Source organism: Lentzea sp. NPDC036949 (assembly GCF_055608075.1).
The window spans coordinates 61,929-78,461 of record NZ_JBVJRA010000021.1; the positions used below are offsets into that span (position 1 = coordinate 61,929).

15 protein-coding genes are annotated in these 16,533 nt (G+C 69.0%); 8 read left to right on the plus strand and 7 right to left on the minus strand.

What is annotated here, in order from left to right; all coding sequences use genetic code 11:
- Window positions 1-316: 316 nt before the first annotated feature.
- Window positions 317-2,173 (minus strand): phosphogluconate dehydratase, encoded by a 1,857-nt coding sequence (gene edd / locus ACZ7CD_RS36570; RefSeq protein WP_360398496.1) that lies wholly within the window; start codon window positions 2,171-2,173, stop codon window positions 317-319.
- A gap of 228 nt (window positions 2,174-2,401) precedes the next feature.
- Between edd and ACZ7CD_RS36575 the strand changes: the two genes are divergently transcribed.
- The 4 genes from ACZ7CD_RS36575 (at window position 2,402) to ACZ7CD_RS36590 (ending at window position 6,165) form a co-directional block, all read left to right on the plus strand.
- Window positions 2,402-2,692, plus strand: coding sequence for a hypothetical protein (locus ACZ7CD_RS36575; RefSeq protein WP_360398494.1), 291 nt, complete (start codon window positions 2,402-2,404; stop codon window positions 2,690-2,692).
- Window positions 2,693-2,776: 84 nt separating this feature from the next.
- Window positions 2,777-3,541: a hypothetical protein gene (locus ACZ7CD_RS36580; RefSeq protein ID WP_360398492.1), complete on the plus strand. Its 765-nt coding sequence runs from the start codon at window positions 2,777-2,779 to the stop codon at window positions 3,539-3,541.
- Window positions 3,542-3,550: 9 nt separating this feature from the next.
- Window positions 3,551-5,419, plus strand: a complete 1,869-nt coding sequence (locus tag ACZ7CD_RS36585; RefSeq protein ID WP_360398490.1) for a fumarate reductase/succinate dehydrogenase flavoprotein subunit — start codon at window positions 3,551-3,553, stop codon at window positions 5,417-5,419.
- Complete coding sequence (locus ACZ7CD_RS36590; RefSeq protein ID WP_360398488.1) at window positions 5,416-6,165, plus strand: succinate dehydrogenase/fumarate reductase iron-sulfur subunit; 750 nt, start codon at window positions 5,416-5,418, stop codon at window positions 6,163-6,165. The genes ACZ7CD_RS36585 and ACZ7CD_RS36590 overlap by 4 nt, the downstream gene beginning before the upstream one ends.
- Before the next feature lie 90 nt (window positions 6,166-6,255).
- Here ACZ7CD_RS36590 and ACZ7CD_RS36595 read toward each other — a convergent pair whose 3' ends face one another.
- The 4 genes from ACZ7CD_RS36595 to ACZ7CD_RS36610 form a co-directional block, all read right to left on the minus strand.
- A complete protein-coding gene (locus tag ACZ7CD_RS36595) occupies window positions 6,256-7,125 on the minus strand; it encodes an amino acid ABC transporter permease (protein ID WP_360398486.1) in 870 nt (289 codons plus the stop codon).
- On the minus strand, window positions 7,122-7,769 hold the full coding sequence (locus tag ACZ7CD_RS36600; protein ID WP_360398484.1) for an amino acid ABC transporter permease: 648 nt from the start codon (window positions 7,767-7,769) through the stop codon (window positions 7,122-7,124). The genes ACZ7CD_RS36595 and ACZ7CD_RS36600 overlap by 4 nt, the downstream gene beginning before the upstream one ends.
- Before the next feature lie 78 nt (window positions 7,770-7,847).
- Window positions 7,848-8,747, minus strand: coding sequence for a glutamate ABC transporter substrate-binding protein (locus ACZ7CD_RS36605; protein ID WP_360398482.1), 900 nt, complete (start codon window positions 8,745-8,747; stop codon window positions 7,848-7,850).
- A 40-nt stretch (window positions 8,748-8,787) separates the two neighbouring features.
- Window positions 8,788-9,516: an amino acid ABC transporter ATP-binding protein gene (locus ACZ7CD_RS36610; protein WP_360398608.1), complete on the minus strand. Its 729-nt coding sequence runs from the start codon at window positions 9,514-9,516 to the stop codon at window positions 8,788-8,790.
- Window positions 9,517-9,675: 159 nt separating this feature from the next.
- Between ACZ7CD_RS36610 and ACZ7CD_RS36615 the strand changes: the two genes are divergently transcribed.
- Both ACZ7CD_RS36615 and ACZ7CD_RS36620 read left to right on the plus strand, forming a co-directional pair.
- Window positions 9,676-10,353 (plus strand): response regulator transcription factor, encoded by a 678-nt coding sequence (locus tag ACZ7CD_RS36615; protein WP_065913426.1) that lies wholly within the window; start codon window positions 9,676-9,678, stop codon window positions 10,351-10,353.
- Window positions 10,354-10,425: 72 nt separating this feature from the next.
- A complete protein-coding gene (locus tag ACZ7CD_RS36620) occupies window positions 10,426-11,811 on the plus strand; it encodes a sensor histidine kinase (protein ID WP_360398480.1) in 1,386 nt (461 codons plus the stop codon).
- Between the two features lie 84 nt (window positions 11,812-11,895).
- On the opposite strand, the gene ACZ7CD_RS36625 is transcribed toward ACZ7CD_RS36620, so the two are convergent.
- Window positions 11,896-12,813: a TAXI family TRAP transporter solute-binding subunit gene (locus ACZ7CD_RS36625; protein ID WP_360398478.1), complete on the minus strand. Its 918-nt coding sequence runs from the start codon at window positions 12,811-12,813 to the stop codon at window positions 11,896-11,898.
- 169 nt (window positions 12,814-12,982) lie between these two features.
- Here ACZ7CD_RS36625 and miaB point away from each other — a divergent pair, with 169 nt between their 5' ends.
- On the plus strand, window positions 12,983-14,467 hold the full coding sequence (gene miaB / locus ACZ7CD_RS36630; RefSeq protein WP_470372219.1) for a tRNA (N6-isopentenyl adenosine(37)-C2)-methylthiotransferase MiaB: 1,485 nt from the start codon (window positions 12,983-12,985) through the stop codon (window positions 14,465-14,467).
- A complete protein-coding gene (locus ACZ7CD_RS36635) occupies window positions 14,464-14,931 on the plus strand; it encodes an Rv2732c family membrane protein (RefSeq protein ID WP_360398476.1) in 468 nt (155 codons plus the stop codon). The genes miaB and ACZ7CD_RS36635 overlap by 4 nt, the downstream gene beginning before the upstream one ends.
- Before the next feature lie 155 nt (window positions 14,932-15,086).
- Here ACZ7CD_RS36635 and ACZ7CD_RS36640 read toward each other — a convergent pair whose 3' ends face one another.
- A complete protein-coding gene (locus ACZ7CD_RS36640) occupies window positions 15,087-16,439 on the minus strand; it encodes a DUF349 domain-containing protein (RefSeq protein ID WP_360398474.1) in 1,353 nt (450 codons plus the stop codon).
- Window positions 16,440-16,533: the final 94 nt, after the last annotated feature.

Consider the following 16,533-nt stretch of genomic DNA (forward strand, 5'->3'; position numbering starts at 1 on the left):
AAAACCGATATATCGCGTGCTGCGTGCTGTGCCGCCCACCCTGCTGCAGCGGTCTCGCAGATGCAAAGCCGAACTCGCTGTCGTGCCGAGCTCACCGACCCCGGATGCAAAAAACGTTTGCGGACGTCCGCAAAAGACTGGTTGCAAAGGTGGTGAGCTGGGCGCCGGTGGGTTGGGCGGAGCTCGTGAGCGGGGGTAGCTCGACGCCGCCGTCCCGAGCTTCGACGCGCCTTAGCAATGACTCGTTTGCGGTCGACCGCAAACGAGTCATTGCTAAGGCGCAGGTCAGCGAGCAGGGGAGGCGGCAATATATGGGCTAGTGGTGGGTGACCGGGGCGAAGTGGTCGGCGGTGATGGGGCCGAACACGGTGGCTCCGCGATCGGCCGGGCCGACGCTCCGGCGCAGTGCCGCGAAGAGCTCGCGGCCCGTGCCGACCCATTCGCGGCCGGTCGGCGGGAAGTCGACGAGCGGGCGTTCGGCGAGCTCGTCGGCGGAGACCTGGACCTCGAGGGTTCCGGCGGTGGCGTCGAGGCGGACGACGTCACCGTCGCGGACCCGGCCGAGCGGGCCACCGATGGCGGCTTCCGGGGTGAGCTGGATGGCGGCCGGGATCTTGCCCGAAGCGCCGGACATGCGGCCGTCGGTCACGAGCGCGACCCGGTAGCCGCGGTCCATCAGCACGCCCAGCGGCGGGGTCAGCTTGTGCAGCTCGGGCATGCCGTTGGCCTGCGGGCCCTGCTGGCGGACGACGACGACCACGTCGCGGTCGAGCTCGCCGGCTTTGAACGCCTCCTGGAACGCCTCCTGCGTGGTGAACACGCGGGCGGGGGCCTCGACGACGTGGTTCTCCTCCGCCACCGCCGACACCTTGATGACCGAACGGCCGAGGTTGCCCGACAGCATCCGCAGGCCACCGTCGGCGGCGAACGGGGCCGAGGCGGGGCGCAGGACGTTCTCGTCGAGGCTGTGACCAGGGCCGTCGAGCCACACCAGCTCGCCGTCGACCAGCGCCGGCTCCTGGCGGTAGCGGTCCAGCCCGAAGCCCGCCACGGTGTTCACGTCACCGTGCAGCAGGCCCGCGTCGAGCAGCGTGCCCACCACGAACTGCACGCCGCCCGCGGCCTGGAAGTGGTTGATGTCGGCGCTGCCGTTCGGGTAGACCCGCGCGATCAGCGGCACGACCGACGACAGGTCGGAGAAGTCGTCCCAGCTCAGCTCGATGCCCGCCGCCGCGGCGACCGCCACGAGGTGCATCGTGTGGTTCGTCGAGCCGCCGGTCGCCAGCAGCGCCACCACGCCGTTGACGACGGCCTTCTCGTCGACGATGTGCGCGATCGGCGTGTACGACTCGCCCTTGGCCATCTCGACGGCACGGCGGCCCGCGTGCTCGGTCAGCGCGCGGCGCAACGGCGTGCCCGGCGGCACGAACGACGCGCCCGGCAGGTGCAGGCCCATGACCTCGACGACCATCTGGTTCGAGTTCGCGGTGCCGTAGAACGTGCAGGTGCCGGGGGAGTGGTACGACGCGGCCTCGGCGTCGAGCAGCTCCTCGCGGGTCGCCTTGCCCTCCGCGTACAGCTGCCGGACGCGGGCCTTCTCCTTGTTCGACAGACCCGACTCCATCGGTCCTGCGGGCACCAGGATCGACGGCAGGTGGCCGAACGACAGGGCGCCGATCAGCAGGCCCGGCACGATCTTGTCGCACACGCCGAGCAGCACGGCGGCGTCGAACATCTCGTGCGACAGCGCTACACCGGTGGACATGGCGATGACGTCGCGGCTGAACAGCGACAGCTCCATGCCCTCACGGCCCTGCGTGATGCCGTCGCACATCGCGGGCACACCGCCCGCGAACTGGGACACCCCGCCGGCGGCGCGGACCGAGTCCTTGATCCAGGACGGGTACTCCTGGAACGGCTGGTGGGCCGACAGCATGTCGTTGTAGGAGGACACGATCGCGATGTTCGACTTGCGCAGCGCGCGCAGCGCGGCCTTGTCGCCACCGGTGATCCCGGCGAAGCCGTGCGCGAGGTTGCTGCACGCGAAGCCGGACCGGGACGTGCCGTCCTGCGCGGCCGCGGTCACTCGTTCGAGGTAGACGCGGCGGGAGTCCGCGCTGCGGGCGGCAATCCTGCGTGTCACCTCGGTCAGTACGGGATGCACAGCGCTCATGGGGATCTCCGGGTCATCACGGGCCGTGGTGGGGCCCTTACGAGACGACAACGGTGGCGTCCCACAGACGGGCGTGACGCCACACACAGTAAGTCATGGCTGGTCGCCGACACAAAAACGATTCAGTAAGTGGGAGGCGGCCAGTGTCGAATGTTGGCGTGTGGTGCTTGTCACATGGCTTGAGATTGGGCAGAGTGCGGGGCACGACCTTGGAACGGAGGTGTCCCCATGACGTCCACGGAGATCGTCGAACTGCGCCGGGTCATCGGTCAGATGCGGCACTGCGTCAGCTCGCTGCGAGCCAGGTACGGCGATGTGGCGGCCGTGCAGCGGCTCGCCAACGACGTTGAACGCATGGACATCGACGCCACCGAGCTCGTCGACCTGAGCACCCCGAGGCAGCGTGAAGCGCCTCTGGTGGAACGCGAGGTCGTGGTCGTGCCAGACACGCCCTACGACGAGTCGTTGTGGAAGGACGCGGACGACGAAGGACTCGGTGGCTACCGGCACCGGACCTGATCCGAGCTGATCACACGGCCCCCGCCTGACGCGGGGGCCGCTGTCGTTCCTCCACAACGGCGTGGACCCCCAGAAAGGTGAGCAATGGCGAGGGCAGAGATCGCCGCCAGGACTCTGCGCACGGACCGATGGTGGTTGCCGCCGCTGACGACATTCGTCGGGCTGCTGCTCATCTCGATCTACGCGGCGTTCCGCACGTTCCAGGGGGACTACTACTGGGTCGACCAGTACCACTACCTCACACCGATGTACTCCCCGTGCCTCACCGAGGAGTGCATCCCGGCAGCCTCGCACTTCGGCCAGTGGTTCCCCGCACTGCCCGGCTTCCTGACCCCGCCGCTGCTGATCATCCCGTTCCTGCTGGGCTTCCGGATCACCTGCTACTACTACCGCAAGGCCTACTACCGCGCGGCCTGGGCGTCACCGCCCGCCTGCGCCGTGGCCGAGCCGCACTCGAAGTACACCGGCGAGACCCGGTTCCCGCTGATCGCGCAGAACCTGCACCGCTACTTCTTCTACGCGGCCTCGCTCCTGCTGCTGATCAACATCTACGACGCGGTGCTCGCGTTCGGCACCGGCCTGGGCCTCGGCAACATCATCCTGCTCGTCAACGTCAGCCTGCTCGCCGCGTACACGCTGTCGTGCCACTCGTGCCGCCACATCGCCGGCGGCCGGCTCAAGCACTTCTCCAAGCACCCGGTCCGGTACTGGATGTGGACGCAGATCTCGAAGCTCAACAACCGGCACATGCAGCTCGCGTGGGCCTCGCTGATCTTCGTCTGCCTCACCGACCTCTACGTCGCGCTGGTCGCCTCGGGAACGATCTCCGACCTCCGCTTCATCAACTAAGGAGTGGTTTTGCCCGAGCTGGAAAGGCATTCGTTCGACGTCCTCGTGATCGGCGCGGGTGGTGCCGGTCTGCGCGCCGCGATCGAGGCCCGTGAGCACGGCATGCGCACCGCTGTCCTCTGCAAGTCGTTGTTCGGCAAGGCCCACACCGTCATGGCCGAGGGTGGTATCGCGGCCGCCATGGGCAACGCGAACGAGAACGACAACTGGCAGGTGCACTTCCGCGACACCATGCGCGGCGGCAAGTTCCTCAACAACTGGCGCATGGCCGAGCTGCACGCGCAGGAGGCGCCGCAACGGGTCTGGGAGCTGGAGACCTACGGCGCGCTGTTCGACCGCACCAAGGACGGCCGCATCTCGCAGCGCAACTTCGGCGGCCACGAGTACCCGCGCCTCGCGCACGTCGGTGACCGCACCGGCCTGGAGCTGATCCGCACGCTGCAGCAGAAGATCGTGTCGTTGCAGCAGGACGACTTCAAGGAGTCCGGCGACTACGAGGAACGCCTGCGGGTCTTCCAGGAGTTCACCGTCACCGACCTCGTGAAGGACGGCGACCGGATCGCCGGCGTGTTCGGCTACTGGCGCGAGTCCGGCCGGTTCGTGCTGTTCGAGGCACCGGCGGTGATCCTCGCGACCGGCGGCATCGGCAAGTCGTTCAAGGTCACCTCGAACTCCTGGGAGTACACCGGCGACGGCCACGCGCTGGCCCTGCGCGCGGGCGCCTCGCTGATCAACATGGAGTTCATCCAGTTCCACCCCACCGGGATGGTCTGGCCGCCGTCGGTCAAGGGCATCCTCGTCACCGAGTCCGTCCGCGGTGACGGCGGCGTGCTGCGCAACTCCGACGGCAAGCGGTTCATGTTCGACTACGTCCCCGACGTCTTCAAGGACAAGTACGCCGACAACGAGGAGGAAGCCGACCGCTGGTACACCGACCAGGCGAACAACCGGCGCCCACCGGAGCTGCTGCCGCGCGACGAGGTGGCGCGCGCGATCAACTCCGAGGTCAAGGCCGGGCGCGGGTCACCCCACGGCGGTGTCTTCCTCGACGTGTCGACCCGGTTGCCCGCCGAGGAGATCCGCCGCCGGCTGCCGTCGATGCACCACCAGTTCAAGGAACTGGCCGACGTCGACATCACCGCGCAACCCATGGAGGTCGGCCCGACCTGCCACTACGTGATGGGCGGCGTCGAGGTCGACCCGGACACCGGGTCGTCCGCCGTGCCGGGGCTCTTCGCCGCCGGTGAGGTCTCCGGCGGCATGCACGGCTCGAACCGCCTGGGCGGCAACTCGTTGTCGGACCTGCTGGTCTTCGGACGGCGGGCAGGTGCGGGTGCCTCCGAGTACGTGCGCTCGATGGGCGAACGGCCTGCCGTCGCCGAGGAGGCGGTCACCGAAGCGCGTGCGACCGCGTTGAAGCCCTTCCAGCAGGAGGGCGGGGAGAACCCGTACACGCTGCACATGGAGCTGCAGCAGTCGATGAACGACCTCGTCGGCATCATCCGGCGCGCGGGCGAGATGGAAGAAGCCCTGCAACGCCTGGAGAAGCTCAAGGAACGGGCCCGCTCGCTCAGCGTCGAGGGCCACCAGCAGTTCAACCCGGGCTGGCACCTCGCGCTCGACCTGAGGAACATGTTGCTGGTGTCGGAGTGCGTCGCGAAGGCCGCGCTGCTGCGGACCGAGTCCCGCGGCGGGCACACCCGCGACGACCACCCGTCGATGGACGCGCAGTGGCGGCGCAAGCTGCTGGTGTGCACCGCGTCCGGCGACGGGGCGGAGGTCGCGGAGAAACCGCAGATCCCGATCCGGTCCGACCTGCTCGACCTGTTCGACCGCACCGAGCTGGAGAAGTACCTCACCGCCGAGGAGCTGTCATGAGCTACCAGGGGAAGTTCCGGGTGTGGCGTGGCGACGACACCGGCGGCGGGCTGGAGGACTTCACCGTCGAGGTCAACGAGGGCGAGGTCGTCCTCGACATCATCCACCGCCTGCAGGCCACCCAGGCACCGGACCTCGCGGTGCGGTGGAACTGCAAGGCCGGCAAGTGCGGGTCGTGCTCCGCGGAGATCAACGGCAGGCCGCGGCTGCTGTGCATGACGCGCATGTCGGTGTTCTCCGAGACCGAGACGATCACGGTCACGCCGATGCGGACGTTCCCGATCATCCGCGACCTCGTGACCGACGTGTCCTTCAACTACACCAAGGCCCGCGAGGTCCCGTCGTTCCAGCCGCCGAAGGACCTCGCACCGGGCGAGTACCGGATGCAGCAGGTGGACGTCGAGCGCTCGCAGGAGTTCCGCAAGTGCATCGAGTGCTTCCTGTGCCAGAACACCTGCCACGTGGTGCGTGACCACGAGGAGAACAAGGAGGCGTTCTCAGGGCCGAGGTTCCTGATGCGCGTGGCCGAGCTGGAGATGCACCCGCTCGACACCGCGGACCGCGTGGACCAGGCGCAGGACGAGCACGGCCTCGGGTACTGCAACATCACCAAGTGCTGCAGCGAGGTGTGCCCCGAGCACATCCACATCACCGACAACGCGCTCATCCCGATGAAGGAACGCGTCGCCGACCGCAAGTACGACCCGGTCGTGTGGCTCGGCAACAAGCTGTTCCGGCGGTCCTAGCGACGAGCCGCGGCCTGACCAGCCCCGGCTCGCGGAGACGCGAACGGGGCGCGTCCGAAGTGGACACGCCCCGTTCCGGTCAGCCCGGCGTCAAGCCTGGTGGTCGTTCCCGATGACCACCAGCTCCGCCTTGTCGTTCTCCAGCGCAATGACCTTCTTGTTGCGGCGGTTGCGCTTCTCCAGGTAGTTCGCGAACCACGTCAGCAACAGGCACAGTCCGATGTAGGTGGCCGCGACCACGATCATCGTCGGGATCAGCGGACGGCCGAACTGCAGCTGACCACCGATCTGACGGCCCCAGTACAGCAGCTCCTCGAACGTGATGAGGAAGCCGAGCGCGGTGTCCTTCAGCAGCACGACGAGCTGGCTGATGATGGTCGGCATCATCGCCCGCAACGCCTGCGGCAGCAGCACGAACACCATCACCTGCGTCTTGCGCATGCCCAGCGCGTACGCGGCCTCCGCCTGCCCCTTGGGCAGCGAGTTGATGCCCGCGCGGAACACCTCGGCGAGCACCGAGCCGTTGTACAGCATGAGGCTCAGCACCACGGACGTGAAGGCGGTGAGCTTCACGCCCGTCGCCGGCAGGCCGTAGTAGAAGAAGAACATCATGATGACGAGCGGGATCGCCCGGAACAGCTCGACGACCACGGCGGCGGGAGCGCTGACCCACCGGTGGTCCGACAGCCGGGCCGCGGCGAAGACCGCACCGAACACGAGCGCGAGCGCCGCGCCGACCGCGAACGCGCTGAGCGTGCGGCCGAGTGCCTCGACCAGCGAGATCTGGATCTGCTTGTACTCGATCCAGCTCCACTTGCGGCCCTCGAACTGGCCGGTGTCGATGAAGCGCCAGATCACGTAGCCGAGGAACGCGACGATCGCGGCGATGCCGACGACCGCGAGCAGCCGGTGCCGGACCCTGGCCCGCGGGCCGGGGACGTCGAAGAGGACGGTGGTCATCGGGCCACGCTCCAGCGCTTTTCGAGAACCCGCTGCAGGAACGTCAGCGGCAGGACCAGCAGGACGAAGATGCCGGCGACCCACAGCATGCCGACCAGCGTGCTCTCACCGGCCTCCGACAGCGCGTCGCGGATGGCACCCGCCTCCCGGACCGAGAAGCCCGCCGCGACGGTGGTGTTCTTCAGCAGGGCGATGAACGTGCTCACCATCGGCGGGACGACCGACCGCATGGCCTGCGGCAGCACGATGCTGCCGAGCATCTGGGTGAACGTGAGCCCCAGCGCCCTGGACGCCTCAGCCTGGCCGACCGGCACCGTGTTGATGCCCGACCGGACCACCTCGCAGACGAACGCCGAGGTGTAGATCGACAGCGCCACGACAGCGGCGGTGAAGAACTCGAACTTGATGATCTCCAGGTACGGGTACGCGAACACGAAGAACACGAACACCAGGGTCAGCGGGGTGTTGCGCACCACCGTGACGTACAGCGTGCCGACCCCGCGGAACACCGGGACGGGGCTGACGCGCAGCATGGCCAGGAAGACACCGGCCAGCAGTGAGATCACCGCGGAGAACGCGAACAGCCGCAGCGTTTCCCCGAAGTGAGCCACGAAGAGGTCGAGATTGCGGGTGAGGACGCCCATCGATTTCCTTGCCGTCGTCCGTCGTCAATGGAACGGCCGGTGAACCCGCCGTGCGAGTCCACCGGCCACAGAGGAACGTCAGTACTTCTCGAGGGTCGGGTGCTTGCCCTCAGAGCCCGACTTGCCCAGCGTGTTCTTGTAGATGTCGTCCCACTTGCCGTCGGACAGCGACTTCTCGAGGATCTCGTTGACCTTGTCGCGCAGCGCCTTGTCGTCCTTCGGCAGGCCGATGCCGTACTTCTCCGTGGAGAACGTCTTGCCGACGACCTTCAGCTTGTCCGGCTCGGCGGCCGCGTAGCCCTTGAGGATCGCGTCGTCGGTGCTGACCGCGTCGATCTCACCGTCGAGCAGCTTCGTGACGCACAGCGAGTAGCTCTGCAGCTCGACCACGTTGGTGTCGGGCTGGACCAGCTTGTCCTCGCGCAGCTTCTTGGCCGGCGTCGCGCCCGTGACCGAGCAGACCTTCTTGTCCTTGATGGTGTCCGGACCGGTGATGGCGGAGTTGTCCTTCTTCACCAGCAGGTCCTGGCCCGCGATGTAGTACGGGCCGGCGAAGGACACCTTCTCCTTGCGGGCGGCGGTGATCGAGTACGTGCCGACGTAGTAGTCGATGTCCCCGTTGATGATCGCCTGCTCGCGGGCGGCCGACTGGATCGTCTTGAACTCGACCTTCGACGCGGGGTCGAAGCCCAGCTGCGCTGCGATCAGCTTCGCCATGTCGATGTCGAAGCCGGTGTACTTGTTGGTCGTCGGGTCCTTGAAGCCCAGACCCGGCTGGTCCTCCTTGACGCCGACCACCAGCGAACCACGCGACTTGATCTTGTCGAACGTCGGCGAGCCCTCGACCTTGACGTCCTTGGCCACCTCGAAGACGCCGGCGGGTGCCGCCGCCGTGTCGGTGCCGGTGCCTTCCTTGCCACACGCGGTCAGGGCGAGGCCACCCGCCAGCAGTACCGCCGTAAGGGCGCGAACCCTCATCGTCCTTCTCCTGCCATTCGTTCGAAAAGTGAGCTGACTACTAGTGAGTCAGGATCTTGCCAAGGAAGTCCTTCGCGCGGTTGGACTTCGGGGCCGAGAAGAACTCTTCCGGGGTGGAATCCTCGACGACTTCACCGTCGGACATGAAGATCACCCGGTCTGCGGCCTTGCGGGCGAAGCCCATCTCGTGGGTGACCACGAGCATCGTCATGCCGTCCTTCGCGAGGCCGGTCATGACGTCGAGCACCTCCTGGACCATCTCGGGGTCCAAAGCGGAGGTCGGCTCGTCGAACAGCATCACCTTCGGCTTCATCGCGAGCGCACGGGCGATCGCCGCGCGCTGCTGCTGACCACCGGAGAGCTGAGCCGGGAACTTGTCGGCCTGGTTCGCGATGCCGACGCGCTCGAGCAGTTCCATCGCGGTCCTGCGGGCCTCCGCGGCCGGGGTCTTGCGCACCTTGACCGGCGCGAGCATCACGTTCTCGACGATGGTCTTGTGCGCGAAGAGGTTGAAGGACTGGAACACCATGCCCACGTCGGCACGCAGGCGAGCCAGTTCCTTGCCCTCCGCGGGAAGCGGCTGGCCGTCCACCTCGATGACACCGGAGTCGATCGGTTCGAGGCGGTTGATGGTCCTGCACAGGGTCGACTTGCCGGAACCCGACGGCCCGAGCACGACCACGACCTGCCCCTTCGGCACCTCCAGCTGCACGTTCTTGAGCACGTGCAGCGGGCCGAAGAACTTGTCCACACCCGCCACACGGATCATCGGCGGGGTAGAGGCGGCAGTCATCCAGTCCTCCATGAGGGGTCGTCGGCGTTGGCGGAAACCTAGGTGTCCGCCACCACAGCAGTCCAGGGCATTGAGCAAGACTTAGGGTCTCAACTCTGTCACAGGCAGACATCGGTTGCCCGGGAGGTAGCGAAAGTGCGCGTGCTGCTGGTCGAAGACGACGACCGGGTCGCGGAGGCGCTGGTACCGGCCCTGACCAGACGGGGTTTCCACGTGGACCGGCAGGCCACCGGCCGCGGCACCCTCGACCGTCTCGCGGGCGTCGACGTGGTGCTGCTCGACCTGGGCCTGCCCGACATGGACGGCGTGACGCTGTGCCGTGCCATCAGAGCGGCCTCGGACGTGGCGATCATCGTGGTGTCCGCCCGCGGGGAGATCGACGACCGCATCCTCGGCCTGCACGCGGGGGCCGACGACTACCTGGTCAAGCCCTACGACGTGGGGGAGCTGGTCGCGCGGGTGCACGCGGTGCGGCGCCGCCGCGGTGCCGACCCGGTCGCGCCCGGCTCGTCGTCGACGGAGGTGTTCGAGACCGGCGACGTCCGCGTCGACCTGGGCCGCCACGAGGTCACCGTGGCGGGTGAATCCGTGGCTCTTTCGCGCAAGGAGTTCCAGGTGCTCGCGCTCGTCATGGCGGCCGGCGGGGCGGTGTGCACGCGGGAGCGGATCCTCGCCGAGGTGTGGGGACGGACGTGGTCGGGTGCGAACAGGACACTGGACGTGCACGTCGCGACGTTGCGCACCAAGCTGGGCCGGCCCGCGCTGCTCGAGACCGTGCGCGGGGTCGGGTACCGGCTGGGTCAGGTGTCGTGAGCGCGTGAGTTGGTGTGATCTGGGTCGCCGCGTCTTTCGCGGGTGCGTCCCCTCGCGGTTGGGTGACCCACCGTGAGGTCTCGACTGCTGGGCGTGGTGCTCGCCCTGATCGTGCTGGTGCTCGTCGGTCTCGGCGTGCCGCTGGGCCGTGGCGTGGCGACCGCGGAGCAGCAGGAGATGTTCCTCGACCGGCTGACCGACACCAGCCGGTTCGCCTCGCTCGCGCAGGGACCGCTGATCGACGACCGGCCGCACCTGATGCTGCCCGAGCTCCAGCGCTACGACGACATCTACGGCATCGGCGTCGCGGTCGTCGCCCGTGACGCGCCGACGGTGCCGTTGGTGGCCTCGCGCAACGACCTCGCGCTGGGCGACCCGGCGGTGCAGGAGCTGATCGGCAAGGCGCTGGCGGGCCGGTTGCCGGTGGCGCCGCCGTTCTTCATGCCGTGGAGCGACACCCAGGTGGTGCTCGCCGAGCCGGTGCTGGTCGACGGCGAGGTGCGCGGGGCGGTGATCACGTTCTCGCCGACGTCGAAGACCCGCTTCGAGATCCTGGCCTGGTGGGCGTTGCTGCTCGCGGCGAGCCTGCTGGTGCTGGCGCTCGCGGTGCTGCTGGCACTGCCCGTGGTCCGCTGGACGCTGCGCCCGGTGCAGGCACTCGACGACGCCACCGGCAAGCTCCTCGCCGCCGTCGTGGCCGGCCGCCCGGTGCCGCCGGTGGGGGCCGAGAGCGGTCCGCCGGAGCTGCGCCAGCTCAGCCGGTCGTTCGACCAGATGGCCGCGAACGTCAGCGATGTGCTCGCCGCGCAACGCGCCTTCGTCGCCGACGCCTCGCACCAGCTGCGCAACCCGTTGACCGCGCTGAAGCTGCGACTGTCCAACCTGGAGGGACACGTCGACGCCGAGGCCGAGGTGCACCAGGTCGAGGCGCTGAGCGAGACCGACCGGCTCAACCGCATCCTCGACGAGCTGCTCGCCATGGCCCGCACCGAGTCGAGCTCGGTGGACCCGGTGCCGGTCGACGTCGACAGGTCCGTGGCCGCCCGGCTATCCGCGTGGCAGGCCGCCGCGGCCGCGAAGGAGGTCCACCTCGTGCTCGACGGCCAGCCCGTCGGCATGGCCCTCGCCCCGCCGCGCGGCGTCGAGACGGTGCTCGACGCGCTGCTCGACAACGCCCTCAAGTTCACCCCGGAGGGCACGCTCGTCATCGTCGACGTCCGCAAGGAAGGCGACGTCGTCCGCCTGTCGGTGGCCGACCACGGCCCCGGGTTGCAGCCCGACGAGCTGGACCGGGCGACCGACCGGTTCTGGCGCAGCCCCGCCCACCAGAACGTCCCCGGCTCCGGTCTGGGGCTGTCGATCGTCCGGCTGGTGGTCGAACGCGTGAACGGCACCGTCCGCCTGGAGTCGCCAGAGGACGGCGGCTTGAAGGTCGTGATCGAGCTACCGGCCATCTGATATCCGATATACGGGCAGCTGATATCCGATATCCAATATTTAGAACATCGGATATTGGATATCGCGGAGCTGCGTTGCTGCTGCTCAGACCTTGAAGTCGCGGTAGTACCGGACCGCACCGGGGTGCAGCTGCACCGGCGACGTCTCGATCGCCGACCGCTGCTCTATCGTGCGCGCCGCCGAATGCGCCTTCACCAGGTCCGGCTGCGCCTCGAACAACTGCCGGACCAGCGCCTCGGCCACGTCGTCGGGCATGGATTCGGTGACGAGCAGGAAGTTGCGCACCACGAGCGTGATGACCGGGCCGGACGGCAGGTTGTAGATGGACGCGGGCAGCGTCGCCGAGCCGTAGGCGGGGTACTGCTCGCGGAACGACGACAGCACGTCCTTCAGGTCGAGCATCCGCACCTGGAGGTCCCTGGTGAGCCGCGTGATGCTCCCGGTCGGCAGGCCGCCGGACCAGAAGAACGCGTCGAGCCTGCCCTCCCGCATCGCGTCCGCCGAGGCGTCCAGGCCGAGGTTCAGCTGCTGCTGCGGCTTCACGTTCGTCGCCTTCAGCAGGCTGTTCGCGATGATCTCGACACCCGACTCCCTGGCGCCGATCGACACCCGCAGCCCGGCCAGGTCGGCGAACCGCGTCACCGGCAGGTCGGCCCGCACGATCACCTGCAGGTAGTCGTCGTGCATCCGGGCCAGCGCCCGCAGCTTCGACCCGCCCGGCACGTCCTCGATGGCGTCTGCCTGCGAGAACCCGACCTGCGCCTGGTTGTTGACCAGGCGCAGCACGTTGTCCTTCGAGCCGTTCGTCACCACGACCTGCGGCCGCGCGATGCCCAGCCGCCCGCTCCAGGCGTCGGCCAGGCCGTTGCCCAGGGAGTAGTAGACGCCGCCCTGCGGGCCGGTCGCCATCGTGATCTTGACGTCCTCGAGCGTGCTGCTGCAGCCCGTCAGGACCGTTGCGGCGGCCAGCAGGCTCACGGCGGCATGCACTCGTCCCAGCACCAGCGCATCGTGCCACGCGGACGTTCGCCGCCTGCACCCGACGAAAGGTTGGTAGCCGTCTCACCAGCTCACCGGTGGTCAACGGGTAACCCCTGGTCAGGGCGGACGTGGGCGCCCGCGCGCCCGGTCCGCCGGAGAGGGGCTGCTGACCAGGCGTTATCGTGTCGGTGTGAGCACGGTGCAGGTTCAGAAGACCTTCCAGATCCGCACGTTCGGGTGTCAGATGAACGTGCACGACTCCGAGCGGCTCGCCGGTCTGCTGGAGGACGCCGGGTACGAGCGGGCCGCTGAGGACCAGCAGGCCGACGTCGTCGTCTTCAACACCTGCGCGGTGCGCGAGAACGCCGACAACAAGCTCTACGGCACCCTCGGGCACCTGGCCCCGCAGAAGGCGGCCAAGCCCGGCATGCAGATCGCCGTCGGCGGCTGCCTGGCGCAGAAGGACCGCAGCGAGATCGTGCGGCGCGCCCCGTGGGTGGACGTCGTGTTCGGCACGCACAACATCGGCTCGCTGCCGGTGCTGCTCGAACGCGCCCGCCACAACTCGGAGGCGCAGGTCGAGATCCTCGACGCGCTGGAGACGTTCCCGTCGGCGCTGCCGGCCGCCCGCGACTCCGCCTACTCGGGCTGGGTGTCGATCTCGGTGGGCTGCAACAACACCTGCACGTTCTGCATCGTGCCGTCGTTGCGCGGCAAGGAGAAGGACCGCCGTCCCGGCGACGTGCTCGCCGAGGTGCAGACGCTGGTCGACGAGGGCGTGCTGGAGGTGACGCTGCTGGGGCAGAACGTCAACTCCTACGGCGTCGAGTTCGGCGACCGGTTCGCGTTCGGCAAGCTGCTGCGCGCCTGCGGCGAGATCGACGGCCTCGAACGGGTGCGCTTCACCTCGCCGCACCCCAAGGACTTCACCGACGACGTCATCGCCGCCATGGCCGAGACGCCGAACGTGTGCCACCAGCTGCACATGCCGCTGCAGTCCGGTTCGGACCGGGTGCTGAAGGCGATGCGCCGCTCGTACCGCACCGAGAAGTACCTCGGCATCATCGAGAAGGTCCGCGCAGCCATGCCGGACGCCGCGATCACCACGGACATCATCGTGGGCTTCCCCGGCGAGACCGAGGAGGACTTCCAGGGCACCCTCGACGTGGTGCGCCGGGCCAGGTTCTCCTCCGCGTTCACGTTCCAGTACTCGAAGCGCCCCGGCACCCCGGCCGCCGACCTGCCCGACCAGCTGCCGAAGGCCGTCGTGCAGGAACGCTTCGACCGCCTCGTCGCGGTGCAGAACGAGATGACCCACTCGCTCAACACCGAGCAGCTCGGCCGCACCGTCGAGGTTCTGGTCGCCACCGGTGAGGGCAAGCGCGACGCCGAGACCCACCGCATGAGCGGCCGCGCCCGCGACGGCCGGCTCGTGCACTTCACGCCCGGCACCACCGCCCCGCGCCCCGGCGACGTCGTCGAGACCGTCGTCACCTATGCCGCCCCGCACTACCTGGTCGCCGACGGCGAACCGCTGTCGTGGCGCCGCACCAGGGCGGGTGACCGGTCGGAGGCGGGCCTCAAGCCCAAGACCCAGGGCGTCGGCCTGGGCCTGCCGTCGTTCGGCAAGCCGGCCCCGCTGCCCGTCGCCGTGTCGGGATGTGCTGCCCAGTGAGCGACGAGGAGTACCTGCGCAGGGAGATCGACGAGGTGGAACGCACCGCCGCCCGCCGCATCGACCCCGGCACCGGAGCGCTGACGATCTCCATCGCGGTGCTCGCCCTGCTCGTCTCGCTGATCCTGCCGTGGGTCGGCGAGCACACCGGCCTGCAGGTCGTGCTGGGCGAGTCCGAGACGTTCCTGCCGCGCCTGTTCGCGTTCCTCGCCCTCGGCGTCGGCGTGGTCGGCTCCGGCCTCACGCTCGCCGTGCGCCGCTGGACGCTCGCGTGGGTGTGCTCGCTGGGCCTGTTCGCGGCGTCGGTCACCGGTGTGCTGTCGATCTGGACCCAGCAGACCACCACCAGCAACAAGACGATCGGCCCCGGTCCGGGCCTCGGCCTGACCATCGCCGTCGTCGCCGTGCTGGTGCTGCTGGTGAAGTGGCTGCGGATGGCCGCGTCCCGCCCGCCGCAGCTCTGAGCGGGTGCACGGTCCCGGCTTCCTCTTGCCTCGAAGGTGAACGCGGAGGCCGGGAGAGTGCCTCGACGACGTGAGCCAACGCTGGCGAATTGCCCGCTGAACGCACCGAGGGGCCCCTCCCACACGGGAGGGGCCCCTCGGTGCGTCAAACCTGACTAGCGGGTCGCCAGCGCCTGCTCAGCCGCGGCCAGCCACTCACGCCACTGCGCGGCCTGCGCCTCGGCCTGCTCGGTGCGGCGCTTGTCGCCCGCGGCACGGGCCTTGGCGGCCTGCGCCTCGAACTGCTCCACGCGCTCGCGGAACTGCGCCACGCGAGCCTCGGCCTCGGGGTCGGAGCGACGCCACTGGGCGTCGACCGCGCCGCGCACCCTCTCCTCGATCGAGCGCAGCTTGCCCTCGAGCTCGCGAATCCGCTCGCGCGGCACCTTGCCGATGGCGTCCCAGCGCTCCTGGATCTTGTACAGGTGTGCCCTGGCCGCCTCGAGGTCGCCCGACGGGTCGATCGTCTCGGCCTCGGCGAGCAGCTCCTCCTTCAGCTTCGCGTTGGCCGTGAACTCGGCGTCCCGCTCGCTGAAGGCCTCGGAGCGCTTCTGGAAGAACGCGTCCTGCGCGGCGCGGAAGCGCTGCCACAGCGCGTCGTCGGCCTCCTTGGGCGCACGCCCGGCGGCCTTCCACTCGACCATGAGCTCCTTGTAGCGACCGGCCGTGGCACCCCAGTCGTCGGAGTCGACGAGCTTCTCCGCCTCCTCGACGAGGGACTGCTTGGAGGACTTCGCCACCGAACGCTGCCGGTCGAGGTCCGCGAAGTGCGAGCCGCGACGGCGGTTGAACGCGTCACGGGCCTTCGAGAACCGGCGCCACAGCTGCTCGTCGGTCTTGCGGTCGACGCCGCGGATGGTCTTCCACTCGTCGAGGATCTGGCGCAGCCGGTCGCCGGCGACCTTCCACTGGGTCGACTCGTTCGCGATCGACTCGGCCTCGTCGACCAGCGCCTGCTTGCGCGCGACGGACTGGGCGCGGGCGGCCTCCTTGGCCTCCTTCGCCTTCTCCATGCCCGCCTCGGCCCGCTCCAGCACGTGCTCGACGCGGGCGGCCAGCGCCTTCAGGTCGCCGACCACCGCGGCTTCGGCGAGCTGCTCCTTGACGTGCTTCGCGCTGGTCAGGGCGTGCTTCGGGTCGCCGGCACCGGACGCGAGCCGCGTCACCAGCAGCTCGACCTCGGTGCGCAGGTCGTCGAACCGGCGCGCGAAGTGCGCGAGGCCCTCGACCGGCTCGCCCGCCTGCCACGACCCGACGGCGCGCTCGCCGTCCTCGGTCTTCACGTAAACGGTGCCGTCGGCGTCCACGCGCCCCCAGCGGTCAGGGTGGTCCGACGCCACGGGGACGGCCGGAGGCGTTGCCGCCGCGGTCTCCTTCGGCGTTTCCTCGACTCCACCCTCGACCTCGGTGACGGTCTCGACCTCGGTCGCGACCGCGACGGTCTCCGGTGTGCTGTCCTGCTCCGACATCGCCGGTTCCTCCCATCTGACGCCCGTGCCAGCCACGAGCGCCCCGCCAGCGGCGGGGCCGATGCAATACGGGCGCTGGAGGGTCTCCCGTCCC